The following is a 17,521-nucleotide window of genomic DNA, read 5'->3' on the forward strand; positions in this document are numbered from 1 at the left end:
GCCGGGGCGGTGCGCGCAGCGCCGGGCGCTCACCCGGTCACCGCCAACACGATCAAGGTGACGGCGAACGCGGCGAAGCCGTAGCCCACATAGCGGTGCACGCTGCCGTTCGCCAGGCCGCGGGAGGCGCGGCCGAGCCGGTCGGCCAGGGCGATGGCGGGGGCGTACAGCCGGTGCTCGATGCGGTCGGGCACGGCGGCCTGGAAGCGCACCCGGTCCACCAGGTACGCCGACTCCTTCACGTGTGTCACCTCCACGTCGCTCTCCGGGGCGAGCACGTCGTCGAAGACCCGCTGCAGCGGCTCGGCGAAGGAGGTGGCGGTGTACTCCATCCGCGCCGTCATCGGGCCGGCCCCGCAGTCCCACAGGCGGGCCGCGCGCCGGGCCCGCCGCATCGCCAAGGCCCGCAGCACGGCCAGCAGCGCCGCCGCCGTCACCGCCAGCGCGGCGGCGATCAGCACCGGCGACAGGGAGCTGGCGGCGGCGCGCAGGTACGCCCCGTCCGTCGCCGGGCCGCGGCCGGGCAGCACCTGGCCGGTCACGTCGGCGACGCCGGGCAGCACCAGCGTCGGCCCGAGCGCCAGCGCCGCGCAGGCCGCGCCCGCCAGCGCCATCCCGGCCAGCATCGACGGCGGCGCCTCGTGCGCCCTCTCGGCCTCGGCGCTGCGCGGACGGGCCAGGAACCCGGTCCCCAGCGCCTTGACGAAGGTGGCCGCCGACAGCCCCGCGGTCAGCGCGACGGCCGCCACCGCCAGCGGCATCACCACCGCCGCCGAGACCCCGCCGTCCGGCAGGGAGCGGATCAGGCTCTGCAGCATCAGCCATTCGCTGACGAAGGCGTTGCCCGGCGGCAGGGCCGAGGCGCACAGCGCGCCGAGGGCGAAGACGGCCGTGGTCACCGGCATCCGTTCGCGCAGCCCGCCCAGGGCGTCCAGGTCGCGGGTGCCGGTGCCGTGCAGCACCGACCCGGCCGCCAGGAACAGCAGCGTCTTGAACGCCGAGTGATTGATCACGTGCAGCAGCGCGGCGGCCAGCGCCAGGGCGGCCAGGGCGCGCTCGCCGGAGGCCTCGAAGAACCCGGCGGCGCCCACGCCGATCAGCACCAGCCCCATGTTCTCGGTGGTGGAGTGGCCCAGCAGCCGCTTGAGGTCACTGGCCACGGCCGCCTGCAGGATGCCGTGCAGCGCCGAGAGCGCCCCGGCCGCCAGCACCACCAGCCACCACCAGCGCGGCCCGCCGCCCAGCAGGTCCAGCCCGACCCGGACGATGCCGTAGATCCCCATGTTGACCATGGCGGCGCTCATCAGCGCCGACACATGGCTGGGGGCCTCGGGGTGGGCCCGCGGCAGCCACACGTGCAGCGGGACGATCCCGGCCTTGGAGGCGAACCCGGCGAAGGTGGCCAGGAAGACGCCGATGGCCGTCGCCTCGTTCACGTCGGCCCGCCGCAGCTCGGCGAAGCTCTCCCCGCCGGCCGCGGCCGCGAACGCCGCCAGCCCGCCCAGGATCGCCACCAGCCCCAGGTGGGTCAGCACCGCGTACCACACGCCCGCCGACCGCACCGCCGGGCGGGCCCGATGGTCGGCCAGCACCAGCAGCAGCGAGGCGATCGCCATCAGCTCCCACAGCAGCAGGAACGTGCTCACGCTCGCCGCCGCGGGCACCAGCAGCAGCGCCGCCGCGAACAGCGGGACGAGGATCTGCGCGGTGCGGGGGGCGTGCCGGGCGTAACCGATCGAGTAGATCGCGGCGGCCGCGGTGACCCCGCCGGTCACCGCGGTGAACAGCCCGCCCAGGGCGTCCAGTTCCAGCCGCACGCCCGCCAGCGGCAGCAGGTCCGGCAGCCAGGCGCTCCAGGTGCGGCCGGTCATGGCGGCGACTCCGGCGGCCAGCGCCGTCGCGCCCGCCCCGGCCAGCACCGTCCCGGCCAGGGCCGACCGCATCCGGGCCGGCGGGAGCGCGGCGAGCAGCGATGCGAGCGCGCACAACGCCAGCGCGCCGGGGAACAGCAGGTTCATCGTCCGGTCAGACCCCGCAACGCCTTGGTGATGTCCTCGGGCCGGGGCGGGCAGCCGGGCACCTCCACGTCCACCGGGACCACGTCGCCGACCGCGCCGGCCACGCCGTAGGCATCGGCGAACACCCCGCAGTTGCGGGCGCAGTCGCCCAGCGCGATCACCACTTTGGGCTCGGGGACGGCCTCGTAGGTGCGGCGCAGCGCACTCTCCATGTTCCGCGTCACCGGCCCGGTCACCAGCAGCGCGTCGGCGTGCCGGGGGGAGGCCACCAGACGCGCCCCGTAGCGCTCGGCGTCGTGGACGGGCCCGAACACCGAGGCGATCTCCAGCTCGCACCCGTTGCAGGACCCGGCGTCCACGTGCCGGATCTGCACCGATCCGGCCAGCCGCGGCTCGGGCGGCTCGCCCTCGGGTCGCGGGGGCGCCGGCTCGGCGACCCGCCCGGTCTTGCGGATCTTCTTCCAGAGGTTCACCGCTCCTCCTCCGCGCCCGTTCCCCGGGTGGGACGTCGCGGGACGTCGCCGGCCCGGAACGTTCCGGCGTGCTCGCCCGCGAGGGTCACCGGTCCTCCTCCTCGGCGGCCTTCAGCTCGGCCAGCAGGCCCTCCCGGCTGGTGATCATCTCGGTGAGGATGCGCCGGGCCGCCCGCATCAGGTCGGCGATGTCGCTGGTGGACAGCTCGTAGACCACGGTGGAGCCCTCGCGGGTGGCGGAGACGATCCCCGCCCGACGCAGCACCGCCAGCTGCTGGGACAGGCTGGAGGGTTCCACGTCGATCTCGGCGAGCAGATCCCGTACCGGCATGGGACCGCCTTGCAGCAGCTCCAGCACCCGGATGCGCACCGGATGGCCGAGGATGCGGAAGAACTCGGCCTTGGCCTGATACAGCGGCACCGGCACGCGGGTCAGCCCCTCTCGGTGGATGCACGAAGTGGTGGAACCTTCACTCGACCAATTGAAGAATTCTTCAAGTCATCTTCTCGTGGTCCGGCGTCCGCTTCGTACGTTTCGAGCCGTGATGTACATCACCGGCGGACGGTCCGGGCCGTCCGCCGTCGGCGGAGTTCACGGGCCCGCGGCGGCCGCCCCGGGCCCGTTGCGCGTCCCGCGGCGGGCCGGGGCGGCGCCGTCGCCCCCGCCCGCGACCGCCGCTCGCGGGCCGGCGTCCCCGGACGACGCCGCGTCCGCGACGGGCACCGGCCCGGGCGAGGAGGTCAGGGGCGGCGGTGCCCGCCCTCGGCGGCGGTCAGGCCGCCGCCGGCCCGGTCGATGGCCCGTTCGATGTCGGCGATCCGGTCGGCCAGCAGGCCCAGCGCGCCGATGGCCCGGCTCACCGCGTCGTCGTCACCGCCGCCCAGGGCCTTGGCGCGCAGGAAGGACCGCTTGACCTCCTCCCAGCGGGCCGCCTGCTCGGGGGTGAGGGTGCCGCGCAGCTCGGCGAGCTTGAGCAGATTGGCCTCGGCCCCGGAGGCCAGGGTCTGGGACTCGCCCAGGTAGTGGTCGTCGACGAGGGCCTCCAGCTCCTCGTCGTTCATCACCGGCACGATGCGTTCGGCCAGCTTGTTCATGTTGCGGTAGGAGCCCTGGAGCTGGAACGGCGGCTCGGTGCGGGAGTCGTCGGACTGGGCGGCCGAGGCGATGTAGGCCTGGTTGACGGCCAGCACGATCTGCTGCACCCGCAGCAGCTTGCGCAGCACGGAGACGATCTGGTCCAGCTCGACCTGCGAGTAGGGGTGGGAGAGCCGGTCGGGCCGGACCGAGTCGTCGCCGCCGGCCAGCCGGATCAGCAGCTCCAGGTCGCCGCGGTCCCGGGTGGACAGCGGCGCCAGGATCGGGTTGGAGGTCAGCGCGTTCTCGATGTAGCTGAGGGCGAACAGGTCCTCCTTGCCCGACAGCACATCGCCCAGGTTCCACACGTCGGCGCGGTTGGCCAGCATGTCGGGGATGCGGAACCGCTTGCCCGCCTCGGTGTAGGGGTTGCCGGCCATGCACACGGCGAACCGCTTGCCGCGCAGGTCATAGGTGCGGGTCCGGCCGTTCCACACCCCCTCCATGCGGCGCTGGGCGTCGCACAGGGAGATGAACTTCTGCAGCAGCTCGGGGTTGGTGTGCTGGATGTCGTCCAGGTACAGCAGCGTGTTGTTGCCGCACTCCAGGGCGAAGGAGATCTTCTCGATCTCCTGCCGGGCGGTGGCGCTGGGGGCCTCGGCGGGGTCCAGCGAGGTCACCGAATGCCCCAGTGCGGGACCGTTCACCTTGACGAACAACAGGCCCAGCCGGCTGGCCACGTACTCCATCAGGGTCGTCTTGCCGTAACCGGGCGGGGAGATGAGCAGCAGCAACCCCATCTGGTCGGTGCGCTTGGCGTCGCCGGCCGCCCCCAGCTGCTTGGCCAGGTTGTCGCCGATCAGCGGCAGATACACCTCGTCCAGCAGCCGGTTGCGGACGAACGCGCTCATCACCTTGGGCCGGTACTCCTCCAGCCGCAGCCGCTCCCGCTCCCGCGCCACCAGCTCGGCGCGCCTCTTCTGATAGGCGCGGTAGGCCGGGACGCGCTCCAGGCGGAACTCGCGGGTGCGGGCCAGCGTCTCGTCCAGCCGCAGCTCCAGCCGCCGGTCCCGGATCCGGGGATGCGCGCCGAGCAGGCCCTCGACGGTGGCGGTCAGCGAGGCGGAGGAGTCATGCCGCGAGATCGCGCCGTCGGTCAGCTCGATCGCCACGGCCTCCGGCAGATCCATCCGCAGCGCGTCGTCGTCCTGGGCGTCCAGGAACGACGTCAGCCACGACTCCACCAGCTGGTGCCGGGCGGCCAGATCGTCGCTCAGCGCCTGCTGGTCGGCGGCGAACTCGGCCAGCGTCCGCGAGCCCGGGCCGCCCAGCGCCCGCCGGAACCGCTCCAGCAGGGTCCGCGCGCCCGCCCCGGTGACGAACCCGGCGGGCGCGGCGGCCAGCTCCTCGAACAGGTACTCGCCCGCCAGCGCCCCGGCCCGGCGCGTCGCCTCCGCCGAGTCCTGCGCCGACGGCCGCTCCCCGCCCGGCGCGAGCGGCAGATCGTGCCGGGCGGCGAACGCGGTGATCGCCTCCGACAGCTCGGCGCACAGCTCGGCGATGGCGGGGGAGGCCCCGAAGGCGGCGCGGGCACGGGCCAGCGACGTCGTCCGGCGGCTCCACCGGGCGCGGCCCGCCTCGTCCGTCCCGTACGCCCACCACAGCTGGGCGGCGGCGCGGACGGCCGGCGGATAGCGCAGCAGCCCGGCGGCCGAGTGCAGCCGCAGCAGCGTCCGCAGGATCGCGGCGGCGTCCTGGTCGTGGACGCCGCGCTCATACCCCTCGTCGTAGCGGGACTCGGCGACGCGGCGCACCACGGCCAGCAGCTCCTCGTCGGAGACCGCCGCCTCGTGCAGCCCCTCCAGCGTCAGCCCCTGCGCGCCCTGCTCCGCGAGCGCCAGGATCGACGTCGCCAGATACTCGGCCCGGTAGACCTGCGGCGACTCCGACACCAGCGGCTGGTCCCACAGCTCCCGGGTCCGGGCGAACTGCGGATCCTGCACCGGGGCGCGATAGTCGGTCCCGGTGATCGCGTACGCCAGGCCGCCCTCGTGCGGGACCAGGGTCAGGTCGATCGGCTGGGTGTTGACCGCGAACCGGTGCCGCCCCAGCCGGATCGTCTCCCCGCCGTCGGCGAACAGGTCCTGACGGTCGCGCAGGGCGCGCCCGGCCTCCTGGCGGGCCGCCTTGATCCGGCCCTCCAGCTCCTCGGCCCGCACCGCGTCGCCCAGCTCCCGCAGCTCGGCGACCACCTGGCGGAGCTTGGCCACCATCGCGTCGGCGGCGAAGTAGGTGTTGATCTCCTCCAGGGAGGACAGGTTCGCCACCCGGCGGCGGACCCCGGCGAGGGTGCGCTCGGCGGAGGCGGCCAGCCGGTCGGCGCGGCGGGCCCGCTCGTCCAGCAGCGCCTGCTTGCGGGAGGAGAACGCCTCGTACACGTCCTCCCGTTTGGCGGCCAGCTCGGCGGCGAAGTCGTCGAAGTCCCCGAACCGGGTCTCCAGGTCCTCCAGCCGCAGCATCAGCCGGCCGAGCTGCTCATCGCACCGGTCCGGGCTGTCGGCGACCGCCAACGCTCCGGTGATCTCCTGGTTGAGCAGCGCGAACTCGGCGGCGAACGCGGCCCGCCCCTCGGCGGCCGCCAGCTCCCGGCGGCGGCCCTCCAACGTGGCGCGGGCCCGGTTGAGACCGCCGAGGACCTCGCTGATCCGCTCCAGGATCTGGGTCCGCACGGTGGCGTCGGCGATCTCCAGCGAGCCGACCACGTCGGTCACCGTCTCCAGCGCCGCCGACTGCTCGGCCAGCCGCTGCTCCAACGGTTCGGCGGCGGCCGTCGAGGTGATCCGGGACGCCTCGGCCACCAGCCGCTCCACGTCCTCGTGGTAGCCGGCGAACGCGTCATCGCCCTGCAGGAACGCCACCGCCCGCTGCCCGAACGACGCCAGCTCGGCGTCCAGATCCGCGGTCAGCCGGTCGATCCGCTCGACGTCGACGTAGCGCATCTCGCGCAGCGTCATCAGCCGGCCCTGCTCGCGGCGGAGGGCGGCGAGCCGGCTCACCCAGGCGTCGGCGGTCTTGGGGGCGTCGCCGCGGGCCAGCCGGATCAGCGAGGTGATCTCGGCCGCGGCCTCGTCCACCGCTTCGGCCGCCTGCGCGGTGAGCTGCTGGACCTTCTCGAACTCCTCCAGCACCTGCTCGGCCGCCGACCGCACCGCCAGCAGCGGCTCCCGCAGGTCGCCCAGCTCCTCCTCGCCCAGCCACAGGTAGTTGTCCAGCACCCGGGTGCAGGCGGCGATCAGCCCCTCGTACACGGCGGTCGACGGGGCCATCTCCCCGACCATCCGGGCCACCGACAGGCAGTCGGAGATGCCGCGCACCAGCTCGGCGTTGCCCACCCGCTCCAGCGGGCCGGTGCCGACCGGCTGCGCGGCGGCGTAGGCGTCCGACAGGTACGGGGTCTGCCACACCTGCATGGGGTGGACCCGGGTCGGCTCGTCCGAGGTCGCCCGGAAGATCACCAGCGTGCCGTCGTCGAACAGCGAGTAGCCGTGGCACACCAGCGGCGCCGCGACCTCCTTGCGGATCACGTTGTAGGGCAGCAGCAGGGTGCGGCCCTCGGCGCGGGCGTGGAAGACGTACAGCACGTCCTCGCCGTTGGTGGACTTGATGATCCGCTCGAACTCCAGGCCCGTCACATCGGTGTCGAACGTCCGCGCCACCCCGGTCGTCAGGTAGTAGCCGCCCGGGAAGATCAGCCCGTGGTCCTCGGGCAGCCGCTGGCAGGCCTGCCCGATCCCGTCCAGCCGCATCACGTCCTTGGTGCGGGTGTTGAAGACCAGGTGCCGCCAGGCCTCCTCGTTGTAGGGGCGGATGCGCAGCAGGATCAGCGACCCGACCCGGGCGTAGTACACGTCCGCGTCGGCCAGGCTCTGCAGCGGCTCCTCCACCGGCTCGCTGTAGACGCCCTCGCCGGTCTCGGTGTTGTTCTCGATCTTGACGGTGAGGTCGCCGCCGACCGTCTCCACGAACACCTCGTCCTCGATGGAGATGTGCGGATGACGGCCCATCACGTGCTGCTCGCGGGTGGTCTCCACCCACTCGAAGTCGTGCGAGGGGGGGAAGACGTGGTCGCGGTCCCCCCGGTCGTCGATGTACTCGACGGACCCGTCGGCGCCGATCTGCCAGCGCAGCACCCGGATGTCGCTGGTCCGCGCCCCGGTCTGGAACACCGCCAGCAGCGTGGAGTCCAGCCGCCGCAGCTGCAGCAGCCGGGTGTCGCGGTAGTAGCGGTACAGGTCCGCGAAGTCCTTGCGGAACCGGGGGTCCTGCAACAGCCCCGGCACCTCGTCCGGCGAGGCGTCCTCGAACCGGAACTCCTCCCCCTCCCGGGTGAACCGGTGCAGGGAGAACACGTCCTCGACCGAGGTCTCCGTCCGCAGGCCGATGAACACGTTGTAGCCGAACAGCATCAGCCCCGAGTGGTGCCCCGGCTCACCGCCCAGCGGCACCGCCGAGCCCGTCACCGGCACGATGTCCCGGGGCACGCAGTTGTTCTCGGTCCGGATCCGCTCCGTGCCCAGCAGGCGCAGCTCGGTGCTGCCGAAGACCTCGATCCGCCGCCCGTTCAGCTCCTCGGCGCGTCGGGACAGCTCCGCCGCCTGCTGCTCCAGCCGAGCCCGCAGCACCTCGTAGGTGCCCATGTCCATGCCCGACTGCACGTCGGCGTTCTCGGTCACGGCCTCGGCGGTCTCCGTCACGGGCGTCTCCTCGTGCCTCGTCCATGCGGCTGGTCGGTTCGGACCCGCCCGGGCGGACCCGGGCGGCCGGTGTCGTCGATGGGGCCTGGGCCCGCTCGGCGGGGCGGTGGCGTCGGGGACGCCGGGCGTCTCCGACGCCACCGCCCGGAGCGCGGCCGTGGGCTACCGCGCCCCCCTCAGCGGTCGCCGCCGGCCGCGTCGGCCGCGGTGACCGCCGGGGTCTTCCCGGGCCGAGAGGGGTTGATCGGAAGGTCGGCCACGCCCAACGCGGTGGCGGTGTTGAGCAGGTCGGTCAGCTTCTCGGTGTCGGGACCGCCCGCCTTGATCAGACGGAGCAGCAGCGTGGACAGGGTGAGGTCGCGGATCCCCGCGGTGTCCAGGCCCGACAGCACCCGGGTGAGGTCCTCGGCGAAGCGACCGCCCTCCTCCAGCCAGGGGCCGGCCAGGTTCTGGGCGACCTTGGAGTTGTCGACGAACTGGTCGATGCCCTTGCCGAGGGCGACGGAGCCGACCAGCTTGTCGAAGAACACGCTGTCGCCGCCGACGATGCTGATGTCGGCCTTGCTCAGCCCGGCCGCCAGCACGTTGGCCTGCTGCTCGGCGATCTGACGCTGGACGTCGATGCCGGCCAGGCGGATGTCCTTCTCGGCCTCCAGCCGCAGGCGGTACTCCTCGTGCTCGCGGGTGGCGTCGGTCAGCTTGGCCATCGCCTCGGCCTTCTCGTTGAGGCCCTCGGCCTCGGCCTTGAGCTTCTCGGCGATGCCCTCGGCCTGCGCCAGCGCCTTCTCCTTCTCGCCCTCGGCCTCGGCCTGCATCTGGTCGCGCAGCATGGCGACCTCCACGGCGCGCTTCTCGCGCAGCGCGGCGGCCTCGGCGCGGCCCTCCTTCTCGATGATCTCGGCGTGGCGCTCGCGCACCTGCGCCTCGGCCAGGCCCTCGGCGGCCCGCTCGGCCTGGATCCCCTCGGCGAGCCGGATCTTGGCGCGGGCGTCCAGGTCGGCGGCCTGCTGCCGGGCCTCGGCGAGCGTCAGCTCCTCGCGGGCCTTGAACTTGGCGGCCGCCTCCGCGGCCTCGGCCGCCTTGATGTCCTTGACCAGCGCCTCCTGCGCCTCGGCCTCGGCGGCGATGACCAGGGTCTGCCGCTCGCGCTCGGCCTCCTCGACCGCGCGCAGCCGCTTGATGGCCTCCTCCTGCTCGGCCACCGTCTTCTCCACCGCGATCCGCTCGCGGACCACCTCGGCGATCTCCCGCTTCTCCGCCTCGATCTCCTTGTCGGCGGCGATGCGGCTCAGCTCGGTCTCCCGCTCGCGGGCGATGACCTCGAGCAGGCGGTCCTTCTCGATCCGCTCGTTCTCGATCGCGATGACCCGCTCGCGGTTCTTCTCGGCGACCGCGATCTCCCGGGCCTTGTTCTCCTGCTGGATGCCCAGCTGCTCGTCGGTGCGGATGTGCGCGCTCTGCGCCCGCAGCCGCTCCTCGGCCTGCACCCGCGCGATCTCGGCCTCTTCGCGGGCCTTCATGGTCTCGATCTCACGCCGCTGCTTGATCTCCGCGTCGGCCTTGCGGCGCTCCAGCTCCAGGATCGCCTCCGCCGCGTCCACGTTCTGGCGGGTGATCTCCTTTTCCTCGTTGCGCCGGTACTCGTTGGTGCGGACGTGCTCGAGCGCGGTCAGCTCGGTGATCTTGCGGATGCCCTGGGCGTCGAGGATGTTGTCGGGGTTGAGGTCGCTGAGCGGGGTCTGCTCCAGGTAGTCGATGGCCGCGTCCTCGAGGCTGTAGCCGTTCAGGTCGGTGCCGATGACGCGGATGATGTGGTCGCGGAACTCCTCGCGCCGGGTGTAGAGGTCGACGAAGTCCAGCTGCTTGCCGACGGTCTTGAGCGCCTCGGAGAACTTGGCGCTGAACAGCTCCTGCAGGGTCTCCTGGTTGCTGGCCCGTTCGGTGCCGATGGCCTGCGCCACCTTGATCACGTCCTCGACGGTCTTGTTGACCCGCACGAAGAACGTGATGCGGATGTCGGCGCGGATGTTGTCCCGGCAGATCAGGCCCTCACGGCCGGTGCGGGCGATCTCGATGGTCTTCACCGAGATGTCCATCAGCTCGGCCTTGTGCAGCACCGGCAGCACCACCGCGCCGGTGAACGTGACGTCGACCTTGCGGACCTTGGAGATGATCAGCGCCTTGCCCTGTTCCACCTTGCGGAACAGCCGGCTGATGATGATCGCCACGCCGAGCGCTATCAGGAGGACGACGGCGAAGAGCACGCCGAGCCCCATGGTTATGGATTGCATCTGCTATGTCCCTTCGAAGGGGTCGGTCGGCCTGCCCGGCGCACCGTCAACGGCGGCGGCGGCCGTCGGAGTCCACAGGGATCACCAGGGGTTGTGGGGCATGACCCGGAAGAATTCGCCCGCCTCGTCGTAGTCGAAGATCAAAGCGGTGCTTCCGGCGGTGAGCGGTTCGGCCAGCGGGTCCTCGACGTCCTGACGGACCTGCACGATGACGGTGGAGCCGTCCTCGGTGGTCACCTCGGCCTGGCCGAACGTGGCGTCGACCCGGGAAGTGCGGATCACGCAGGGCCGTCCGATGAGGTCGCGCCGGGAGGACTCCTTGGTGCGCGGCAGCGCCCGCCGCAGCGGCATCACCACCAGGCAGGTCACCAGCCACGCGAGCACCACCGCCACCGCCAGCGCCACCAGGCCGAGCGCGATCTCCAGCGGCGAGGACAGATCGAACGAATCCAGCACGACGGCACCGACCAGTGAGAAGAACCAGGAGAACGCGATGAGCAGGGAGAGCGCGACGGTCACCGGCACGTCGCCGAGCCGCAGCGCGCCCAGGACTCCGCTCAGCCCTTCGGCGGCCTCGCCGCCGGTGTCCGCGTCCAGCAATTCCAGATCGGCCGCGCCCAGTGCGACGAACGCCCAGTACCCGATGACGACCAGCAGGGCGAAGGTGAACAGCACCGTGGGGAAGGAGAAGACCAGTCCGATGAACTCGCCCACGGTCTGAATACCCTCCCCATGCTGCGATCCGCCACACGAACGACCCGCGCCGCGAGAATCCGGCGAGCAGTCGGTCCATCAATCATGGGGACAGCCGAAAAAGCGCAGTCGCACCGGATGCGAGCCCGCCCGGCCGCCCTCGCCGACCAGACTTCCCGGCACACCGTCCCGGGGATTTTAACCGATTGCCAGGTGTATGACCAGGTGTTTTTTCGCGTGCGGTCACCAGGCGGAGCGCGACGGACACCGGATCGCGAGTCCGGCGCACCGCATGAGACCGCTCTTTCCGTGGCTGCACGGTCCATATGACGCACCGATTCGACCGCCGGTTCGGCGTCGAATTGGCCGGATGCGGTCATGCGTCGCCGTGCGGCGCGGGCGGCGGTTTTTTCCGCGGCGGCGATCGGCGGGCGGCGTCGATTTTCGGCGACGGTCGCTCGAGGACGCGCCGGATGGTCGCCGCCGCGGATGATCAACGGTGAACGGCCCGACGGCGAACGGCGGCGATCAGCTCTCCCACACCGGGCGGATCTGCTCGACCGCGGCGGCGGCCTGATTCAGCCCGGCCTGAAAACCGGGGCCGTACAGGGCGGGGTTGAGGATGTCGGTGCCGAAGGTCTCGATGGCGGCCTGGTCGGGACCGATCACCGCGGTGCGGGCGTCGCCCAGCTCGGCCAGTTCGCGCCGCAGCGTCTCGCGCGGCGTCAGATGCCCCATCGGCTCCAGGACGACCACCGCCGAGGCGCCCTTGGCCAGGTCGGCGTTGGTCACCGAACGGGTGCCGCCGTCCATGTACCGGCGACCGCCGATCTCCACCGGCGGGAACACGCACGGCACCGAGCAGCTCGCCCGCACCGCCGCCGCCAGCGGCACCCCCGAATCGGCGTCCCACGGCGCGAACGAGCCGTCCTCGGCGTCCACCCCCGTGACGATCAGCCGCCGCTGCGGCCACTCCTGCCGGGGCAGCATGCGCCCCAGTTCCTCCAGCACCGCGCCGCGCTCGCCGACCGGCGCCTCCAGCGCCATCGCCCCGAGCCGGGCGCGCGCCTCCTGAGGGTCGAGCGAGGTGTCGAAGAGGATCGCGAACGCCGACAGCACCGTCTCGGGGTCGACCCCGCCGGAACCGGCGGCGTCCGCGGTCGCACCGCGCGTCCGGCCCTGCATGGCCTCGACCGCCGCCGCCAGATCCGCCCCGTGGGCGGCGAACGCGCCGACCACCGAGCCCGCCGAGGTCCCCACGATCAGGTCGGCCTCGGTCAGGTCCACTCCCCGCTCGGCCAGCCCGGTCAACAGCCCGGCCTCCCAGGCGATCCCGGCGACACCGCCGCCGCCCAGCACCAGGGCGCGTCCGCCGTCCATGGTCATCGCGCGTTACCTCTTCTCGTCCGGGGCCTCTTGTGAGGCCCGATCCGGGGTCCCGTCCGGGGCCGTCCCGGTCATCAGCCTCCGCATCGCCGAGCGCATCGGCTCGGCGATCGGGACGGGCCGGCGCGAGTCGCGGTCGACGAACACGTGCACGAACCGCCCCTCGGCCAGGAGCGTCGTGCCGTCCTCGCGGAACAGCCCCACCTCGTAGTGGACGCTGGACCGGCCCAGATGCCCGATCCGCAGCCCGACCCGGAACGCCTCGGGGTAGGAGATCGATCCCTTGTAGACGCACCGGGACTCCACGCACAGCCCGATCGATCGGCCCCGGTGGATGTCCAGCCCCGCCTCCCGGATCAACCAGTTGTTGATCACGGTGTCCATCACCGAGTAGTGCACGGCGTTGTTGACGTGGCCGTAGACGTCGTTGTCCTTCCAGCGGGTGGGGACGGTCTCCCAGTAACCGAACTCGGCGTTCACGGCGAGCAGTTTATGTTTTCATGTCCCACCGTGACCGTTCAGCCCCCTTCGTCGCAGGGAAACCCCGCGCATCCCGCCCTCGGCGGCTTCGGCCGATCGACGGCGCCCGGCCCCGCGCCGCTCGCCGGTCGTCCCCCGCACGGCGGCCCCGGCGGCGGACGGCCGGTGGTGGCCGACACCGGACGGCGGATCCTCGCCCGTCTGGTCGACGCGTGGATCGTCTGGCAGTTCGTGCAGCTCGCGTTCGGCGCCCCGTTGGCCCTGGTGCTGCTGCGGCCCGCCCACGGCGAGGGCGCGCACACCATGTCCCTGTTCATCGCGGCGCTGACCGTGGGCGGCGTGCTGGCGGCGGCGGCGTGGGCGTTCCTGCGCATCGTCCGGGTGGCCCGGTGGGGCGCGACCGTGGGCCACCGCATCGCCGGGATCGCGGTGGTGCGGCAGCAGGACGGCGGCCGGCCGGGCATGCGGCGCTCGTGGGATCGGGGCTTCCCGCCGCTGCTGTACCGCCTGTCCGATGAGCTCCTCGCCCACACCAGGGACGAGCTGGGCCGCTGCCTCCACGACCGCAGGGCGGGGACGCTGGTCGTCCGCGCCGACGTCTCGCCCGGGCAACGGCTTGCGGCGGTCGCGGTCCTGCTGTTCACGCTGGTGTCGCCGATCATCCTGCTCTGGTGGGGCGAAGCGGCCGGCTGAGCCCCGCCGGATCCTCCGGCGGGAGGAGGGAGGCCTCGCCGTCCGCCGCCGCGGCCTGTGACGACCGATCGCGGCCAAAGAAGCAGGGGCGCGGTTCGACCGGCCCGCCGCCGCGCCCACCCGGCGGGATCCGGCCCGCCGCTCCGACGGCCGGCCGCCGGAGCGGATTCGCGTGATCATCGCGGGCACGGGTGAGGAGAAGGCGGTGACGCCGTTCCGCGTTCGCGTGAACGTCGGCCTTCTCCGGTGATCCGATCCGTGATGAAAGAGAAAGAGACATGGCGGGCGTTTCGTGTTTCGATGAAAGGCCGTGACCGATCGACTCCGTCCGCATTACGTCCGCCCCTCGAAGGCCCTTTCCCCCGGCGACGGGCGTCCGGTGCTGGTGCTGGCGACCGCCTGGTCCCGGGTGTGGGCCCGGCTGATCGACCTGCTGATCGCGTTCCTGGTCGCCGTCGGCCTGCTGACGGTGCCGATGGTGTTGACGGTGACCTCGGACGACCTGGTCGCGTCCGAGACGCTGCTGGCGGTGGAGATCGCGATGCTCGCGCTGGTCCCCGTCGCGTGGATGCTGCTGCGGGTGGCGCTCACGGTCTGGACGGGCGCCACCATCGGCCAGCGGATCATGGGGATCCGCCCGGTGCTGGAGGAGGACGGCGGGCGCCCGGGCTGGCGTGCGGCGTTCCGCCGATGGTTCTCCCTGAGCGGGCATCCCACCGGTGACACCGAGCTGGTGCCGTTCCTGCACGACTTCCTGGCCCATCGGCGCGACGGGGAGCTGGGCCGCTGCCGGCACGACCGGCAGGCCGGGACCGTCGTCGTGCGGGCCCGATACTCCGCATGGCAGCGCGCGGTGCTCGCCGGGGCGGTGGGGGCGGTCGTGCTGGGGACGATCGGCGTGTTCACCTATTCCGCCGTGCGGGCGGCGCTGGGGCCGTCCTTCTCCGTCGAGACCTACTACGGCGAGGACCGCGTCTTCCGAGGGCACGGCGTGACGTTCGAACGCACGTCGGCCGAGAAGCACGGGGGCGAGGACGGCTGCCGGTCGGGCGCGGCGGACGATCTGATCCGAAGCCGGCTGAAGGGCCTGGACTGCCGAGGACGGCTGTCGGCCTCGTTCGTGACCGCCGACGGGCGCACCCGGGTCAGCAGCCACATTCTGCGGTTCGACGAGAAGGCGGACGCGCAGGCGGCGGAGCGGTCGCTGAAGTGGGACGACCTGGTGTTCGTCTCGGCCCCCGGCGCCGGACGCCTGGGAATGGTCGGCAGCGAGGACAGATTCGTCGTGATCACCGCGGTGGAGGGTGACGACGAACGGGCGCTGCGCGCATTCCACACCACCCTGCTCGGGGTGATCATCATCAAGCACCTCTAGCCGCGCGTAAGTGGCGTATTCGCGTTCGGTAATGTCTGAGGGCATGAGCGCCTCCGACAGCTCCAGCCGGGCGCGGCGCACGAGCCCTCGCTCGCCGCTGACCACTCCGCCGCCCGATGCGGTCGAACCGAACGTGGATCCCCGGGCCGAGCTCGATCTCTCCGAGATCGGAGACGTGCTGGGCACCGCCTGCTTCGGCTGCGGACCGGAGGTCCCGCACGGCCTGCGGATCACCCGCACCGGCCATGACGGCTCCACCTCCTACGGGGAGTTCACGGTGATCCCCGAGCACCAGGGGGCTCCGGGACTGGCGCACGGCGGGATCCTCGCCGCCGCGATGGACGAGATCTTGGGGACCTCGGCCTGGCTGCTGGGCAAGCGCTATGTGACGGGACGCCTGGAGACCGACTTCGTGAGGCCGGTGCCGGTCGGCTCGCGGGTCCATCTGACCGCCCGGTGCACCGGGGTGCACGGCCGCAAGGCCTACATGGAGGGCGAGGGCCGCATCGGCGGCCCGGACGGCCCGGTCGCGGTGCGGGCCGCCGCGGTGTTCATCGAGGTCCCGCTGGAGCACTTCACCAAGGAGCGCTGAGTGAGCGGCGTCCGCGTCGAACGCTCCGGGCCGGTGACCACCGTGATCCTGGCGCGGCCCGAGGTGCGGAACGCGATCGACGGACCGACCGCAGCCGCGCTGGCCGAGGCGTTCCGGGCGTTCGACGCCGATCCGGACGCGGCCGTGGCGGTGCTGTGGGGCGAGGGCGGCACGTTCTGCGCGGGCGCGGACCTGAAGGCCATCGGCACCGAACGCGGCAATCGGGTCGACCCGCCCCCCGCCGACGCCCCGCTGGGCTGCACCCGGATGCGGCTGAGCAAACCGGTGATCGCGGCGATCAGCGGGCATGCGGTCGCCGGCGGGCTGGAACTGGCGCTGTGGGCGGACCTGCGGGTGGCCGAGCCCGACGCGGTGTTCGGGGTGTTCTGCCGCCGCTGGGGCGTGCCGCTGGTGGACGGGGGGACGGTCCGGCTGCCCCGGCTGATCGGGATGAGCCGGGCGATGGACATGATCTTGACCGGCCGTCCGGTGGACGCCCGGGAGGCCTACGACATCGGGCTGGTCAACCGGCTGGTCGAACCCGGACGGGCGCGGGCCGCCGCCGAGGAGCTCGCCGCCGACCTGGCCCGGTTCCCCCAGACCTGCCTGCGCGGGGACCGCCTGTCCCTGCTGGAGCAGGACGGCATGACCGAGGACGAGGCGCTGGCGAACGAATACCGCCGCGGGGTGAACGCGCTGGGCGAGGCGATCGAGGGCGCCGCCCGGTTCGCCGCTGGCGCGGGCCGCCACGGCGACTTCACCGACATCTGACCGCCCTCCCCGCCGCCCGGTGGACCGCCGACGTCCGCCCCTTCCCCGGCGTCCGGCCCGCTCCTCTCCGACGCCCGCCCGCGTCGGCGGGAACGCGCCGCGGACCACATCCGGCCAGGCTCGCACAAACGAGCGATCGGGAAGATCGTCGCCGGATAGAGTGCGGCGGTGCTTCATCGCAGAGATCGTCTCGCCGTCCTGGGGGCGGGTCTGCTGCTCGCCCTGACGACGGCCTGCACCGGCTCCGACGACGGCGACCGGCCCGCCGCCGAGGAGTCCGGCACCGCCGCCGCGCACAGCCCCGCGCCGGGATCGACGGAGGCCCCGGCGGGCTGGCGGCGGCACCAGGGACGGGGATACACCCTCGCCCTGCCGCCGGGCTGGCAGATCGTCGACCCGACCGCGCACGGCGCCCCGTCGGTGCGGCGGGCGTTCGGCCTGGAGGGCGGGGAGTTCCCCGAGCTGGTCGAGGAGGCGCTGAAGGAGCTCGCCGGGGACGGCGCGGTGTTCGCCATCGAGACCGCCACCGTGCAGACCGACTACGCCAACCACCTCCAGGCCGGGTGCGCCCCCGGCGGCCTGATCGGCAACGACCTGGAGACGCTGCGGCGCAAGGCCCGCACGATCAACAAAGGCAGCGAGAACCTTCAGATCACCGACGTCACCGTGGGCGACAAGCCGGGGATCCGGATCTCCCACGTCCGCACCGCCTCCAACGGCGCCGCCCACGACACCGTCGAGATCCAGGTCCCCGGACCCGGCGACCAGGTGTGCGAGATCGAGATCAACACGGCCTCCGGCAGGCCCGCCGCGGACAGGGAACAGATCCTCGCCACGTTCCGGCTGACCTGACCGGACACGCCGCGGGCCGAGCGACGTCCGCGGCCGCGCCCGCCGGGGGGCGAGCGCGGCCGGGTGGA

Annotated in this window: 13 protein-coding genes; 5 read left to right on the top strand and 8 right to left on the bottom strand. The window is 72.8% G+C overall.

The genetic code is table 11. The features are described from left to right. Nucleotides 1–29: 29 nt before the first annotated feature. The 8 genes from EIO00_RS04885 to EIO00_RS04920 form a co-directional block, all read right to left on the bottom strand. Entirely contained in the window at nucleotides 30–2,018 is a 1,989-nt protein-coding gene (locus tag EIO00_RS04885) for a proton-conducting transporter transmembrane domain-containing protein (RefSeq protein ID WP_140175719.1), read from the bottom strand. Beyond that, a complete protein-coding gene (locus EIO00_RS04890) occupies nucleotides 2,015–2,491 on the bottom strand; it encodes an NADH-quinone oxidoreductase subunit B family protein (RefSeq protein WP_140175720.1) in 477 nt (158 codons plus the stop codon). Before EIO00_RS04890 ends, EIO00_RS04885 begins: the two co-directional genes overlap by 4 nt. Before the next feature lie 85 nt (nucleotides 2,492–2,576). Continuing rightward, nucleotides 2,577–2,918: an ArsR/SmtB family transcription factor gene (locus EIO00_RS04895; RefSeq protein WP_140175721.1), complete on the bottom strand. Its 342-nt coding sequence runs from the start codon at nucleotides 2,916–2,918 to the stop codon at nucleotides 2,577–2,579. A gap of 314 nt (nucleotides 2,919–3,232) precedes the next feature. After that, nucleotides 3,233–8,320 carry a DNA repair ATPase gene (locus EIO00_RS04900; RefSeq protein WP_422100025.1) on the bottom strand — a complete coding sequence of 1,696 codons (5,088 nt, stop codon included), beginning with the start codon at nucleotides 8,318–8,320 and terminating at the stop codon, nucleotides 3,233–3,235. 176 nt (nucleotides 8,321–8,496) lie between these two features. Then, nucleotides 8,497–10,611, bottom strand: a complete 2,115-nt coding sequence (locus tag EIO00_RS04905) for a flotillin family protein (RefSeq protein WP_140175722.1) — start codon at nucleotides 10,609–10,611, stop codon at nucleotides 8,497–8,499. A gap of 81 nt (nucleotides 10,612–10,692) precedes the next feature. Then, nucleotides 10,693–11,325, bottom strand: coding sequence for an OB-fold-containig protein (locus EIO00_RS04910; protein WP_140175723.1), 633 nt, complete (start codon nucleotides 11,323–11,325; stop codon nucleotides 10,693–10,695). 507 nt (nucleotides 11,326–11,832) lie between these two features. Next, complete coding sequence (locus EIO00_RS04915; RefSeq protein ID WP_140175724.1) at nucleotides 11,833–12,690, bottom strand: patatin-like phospholipase family protein; 858 nt, start codon at nucleotides 12,688–12,690, stop codon at nucleotides 11,833–11,835. A 6-nt stretch (nucleotides 12,691–12,696) separates the two neighbouring features. Continuing rightward, nucleotides 12,697–13,170, bottom strand: a complete 474-nt coding sequence (locus EIO00_RS04920; RefSeq protein WP_140175725.1) for an acyl-CoA thioesterase — start codon at nucleotides 13,168–13,170, stop codon at nucleotides 12,697–12,699. Between the two features lie 165 nt (nucleotides 13,171–13,335). On the opposite strand from EIO00_RS04920, the gene EIO00_RS04925 reads away from it, so the two are divergent. From EIO00_RS04925 to EIO00_RS04945, 5 genes are all read left to right on the top strand, one after another. After that, complete coding sequence (locus EIO00_RS04925; protein ID WP_206664035.1) at nucleotides 13,336–13,863, top strand: RDD family protein; 528 nt, start codon at nucleotides 13,336–13,338, stop codon at nucleotides 13,861–13,863. Nucleotides 13,864–14,173: 310 nt separating this feature from the next. Further along, the gene (locus EIO00_RS04930; protein WP_140175727.1) at nucleotides 14,174–15,238 is read left to right on the top strand and encodes an RDD family protein; all 1,065 of its coding nucleotides are present in this window, start codon (nucleotides 14,174–14,176) and stop codon (nucleotides 15,236–15,238) included. 43 nt (nucleotides 15,239–15,281) lie between these two features. After that, nucleotides 15,282–15,830: a PaaI family thioesterase gene (locus EIO00_RS04935; protein ID WP_140175728.1), complete on the top strand. Its 549-nt coding sequence runs from the start codon at nucleotides 15,282–15,284 to the stop codon at nucleotides 15,828–15,830. Further along, nucleotides 15,831–16,601, top strand: a complete 771-nt coding sequence (locus EIO00_RS04940) for a crotonase/enoyl-CoA hydratase family protein (protein ID WP_140175729.1) — start codon at nucleotides 15,831–15,833, stop codon at nucleotides 16,599–16,601. 168 nt (nucleotides 16,602–16,769) lie between these two features. Continuing rightward, nucleotides 16,770–17,453 carry a hypothetical protein gene (locus EIO00_RS04945; protein ID WP_140175730.1) on the top strand — a complete coding sequence of 228 codons (684 nt, stop codon included), beginning with the start codon at nucleotides 16,770–16,772 and terminating at the stop codon, nucleotides 17,451–17,453. Nucleotides 17,454–17,521 lie beyond the last annotated feature (68 nt).

Source organism: Thermomonospora catenispora (assembly GCF_006363815.1).
GTDB lineage: Bacteria > Actinomycetota > Actinomycetes > Streptosporangiales > Streptosporangiaceae > Thermomonospora > Thermomonospora catenispora.

Coding starts and splice junctions, on each gene's coding strand:
- EIO00_RS04885 (WP_140175719.1), bottom strand. CDS start 2,018: ATGAACCTGCTGTTCCCCGGCGCGCTGGCGTTGTGCGCGCTCGCATCG.
- EIO00_RS04905 (WP_140175722.1), bottom strand. CDS start 10,611: ATGCAATCCATAACCATGGGGCTCGGCGTGCTCTTCGCCGTCGTCCTC.
- EIO00_RS04915 (WP_140175724.1), bottom strand. CDS start 12,690: ATGACCATGGACGGCGGACGCGCCCTGGTGCTGGGCGGCGGCGGTGTC.
- EIO00_RS04935 (WP_140175728.1), top strand. CDS start 15,282: ATGAGCGCCTCCGACAGCTCCAGCCGGGCGCGGCGCACGAGCCCTCGC.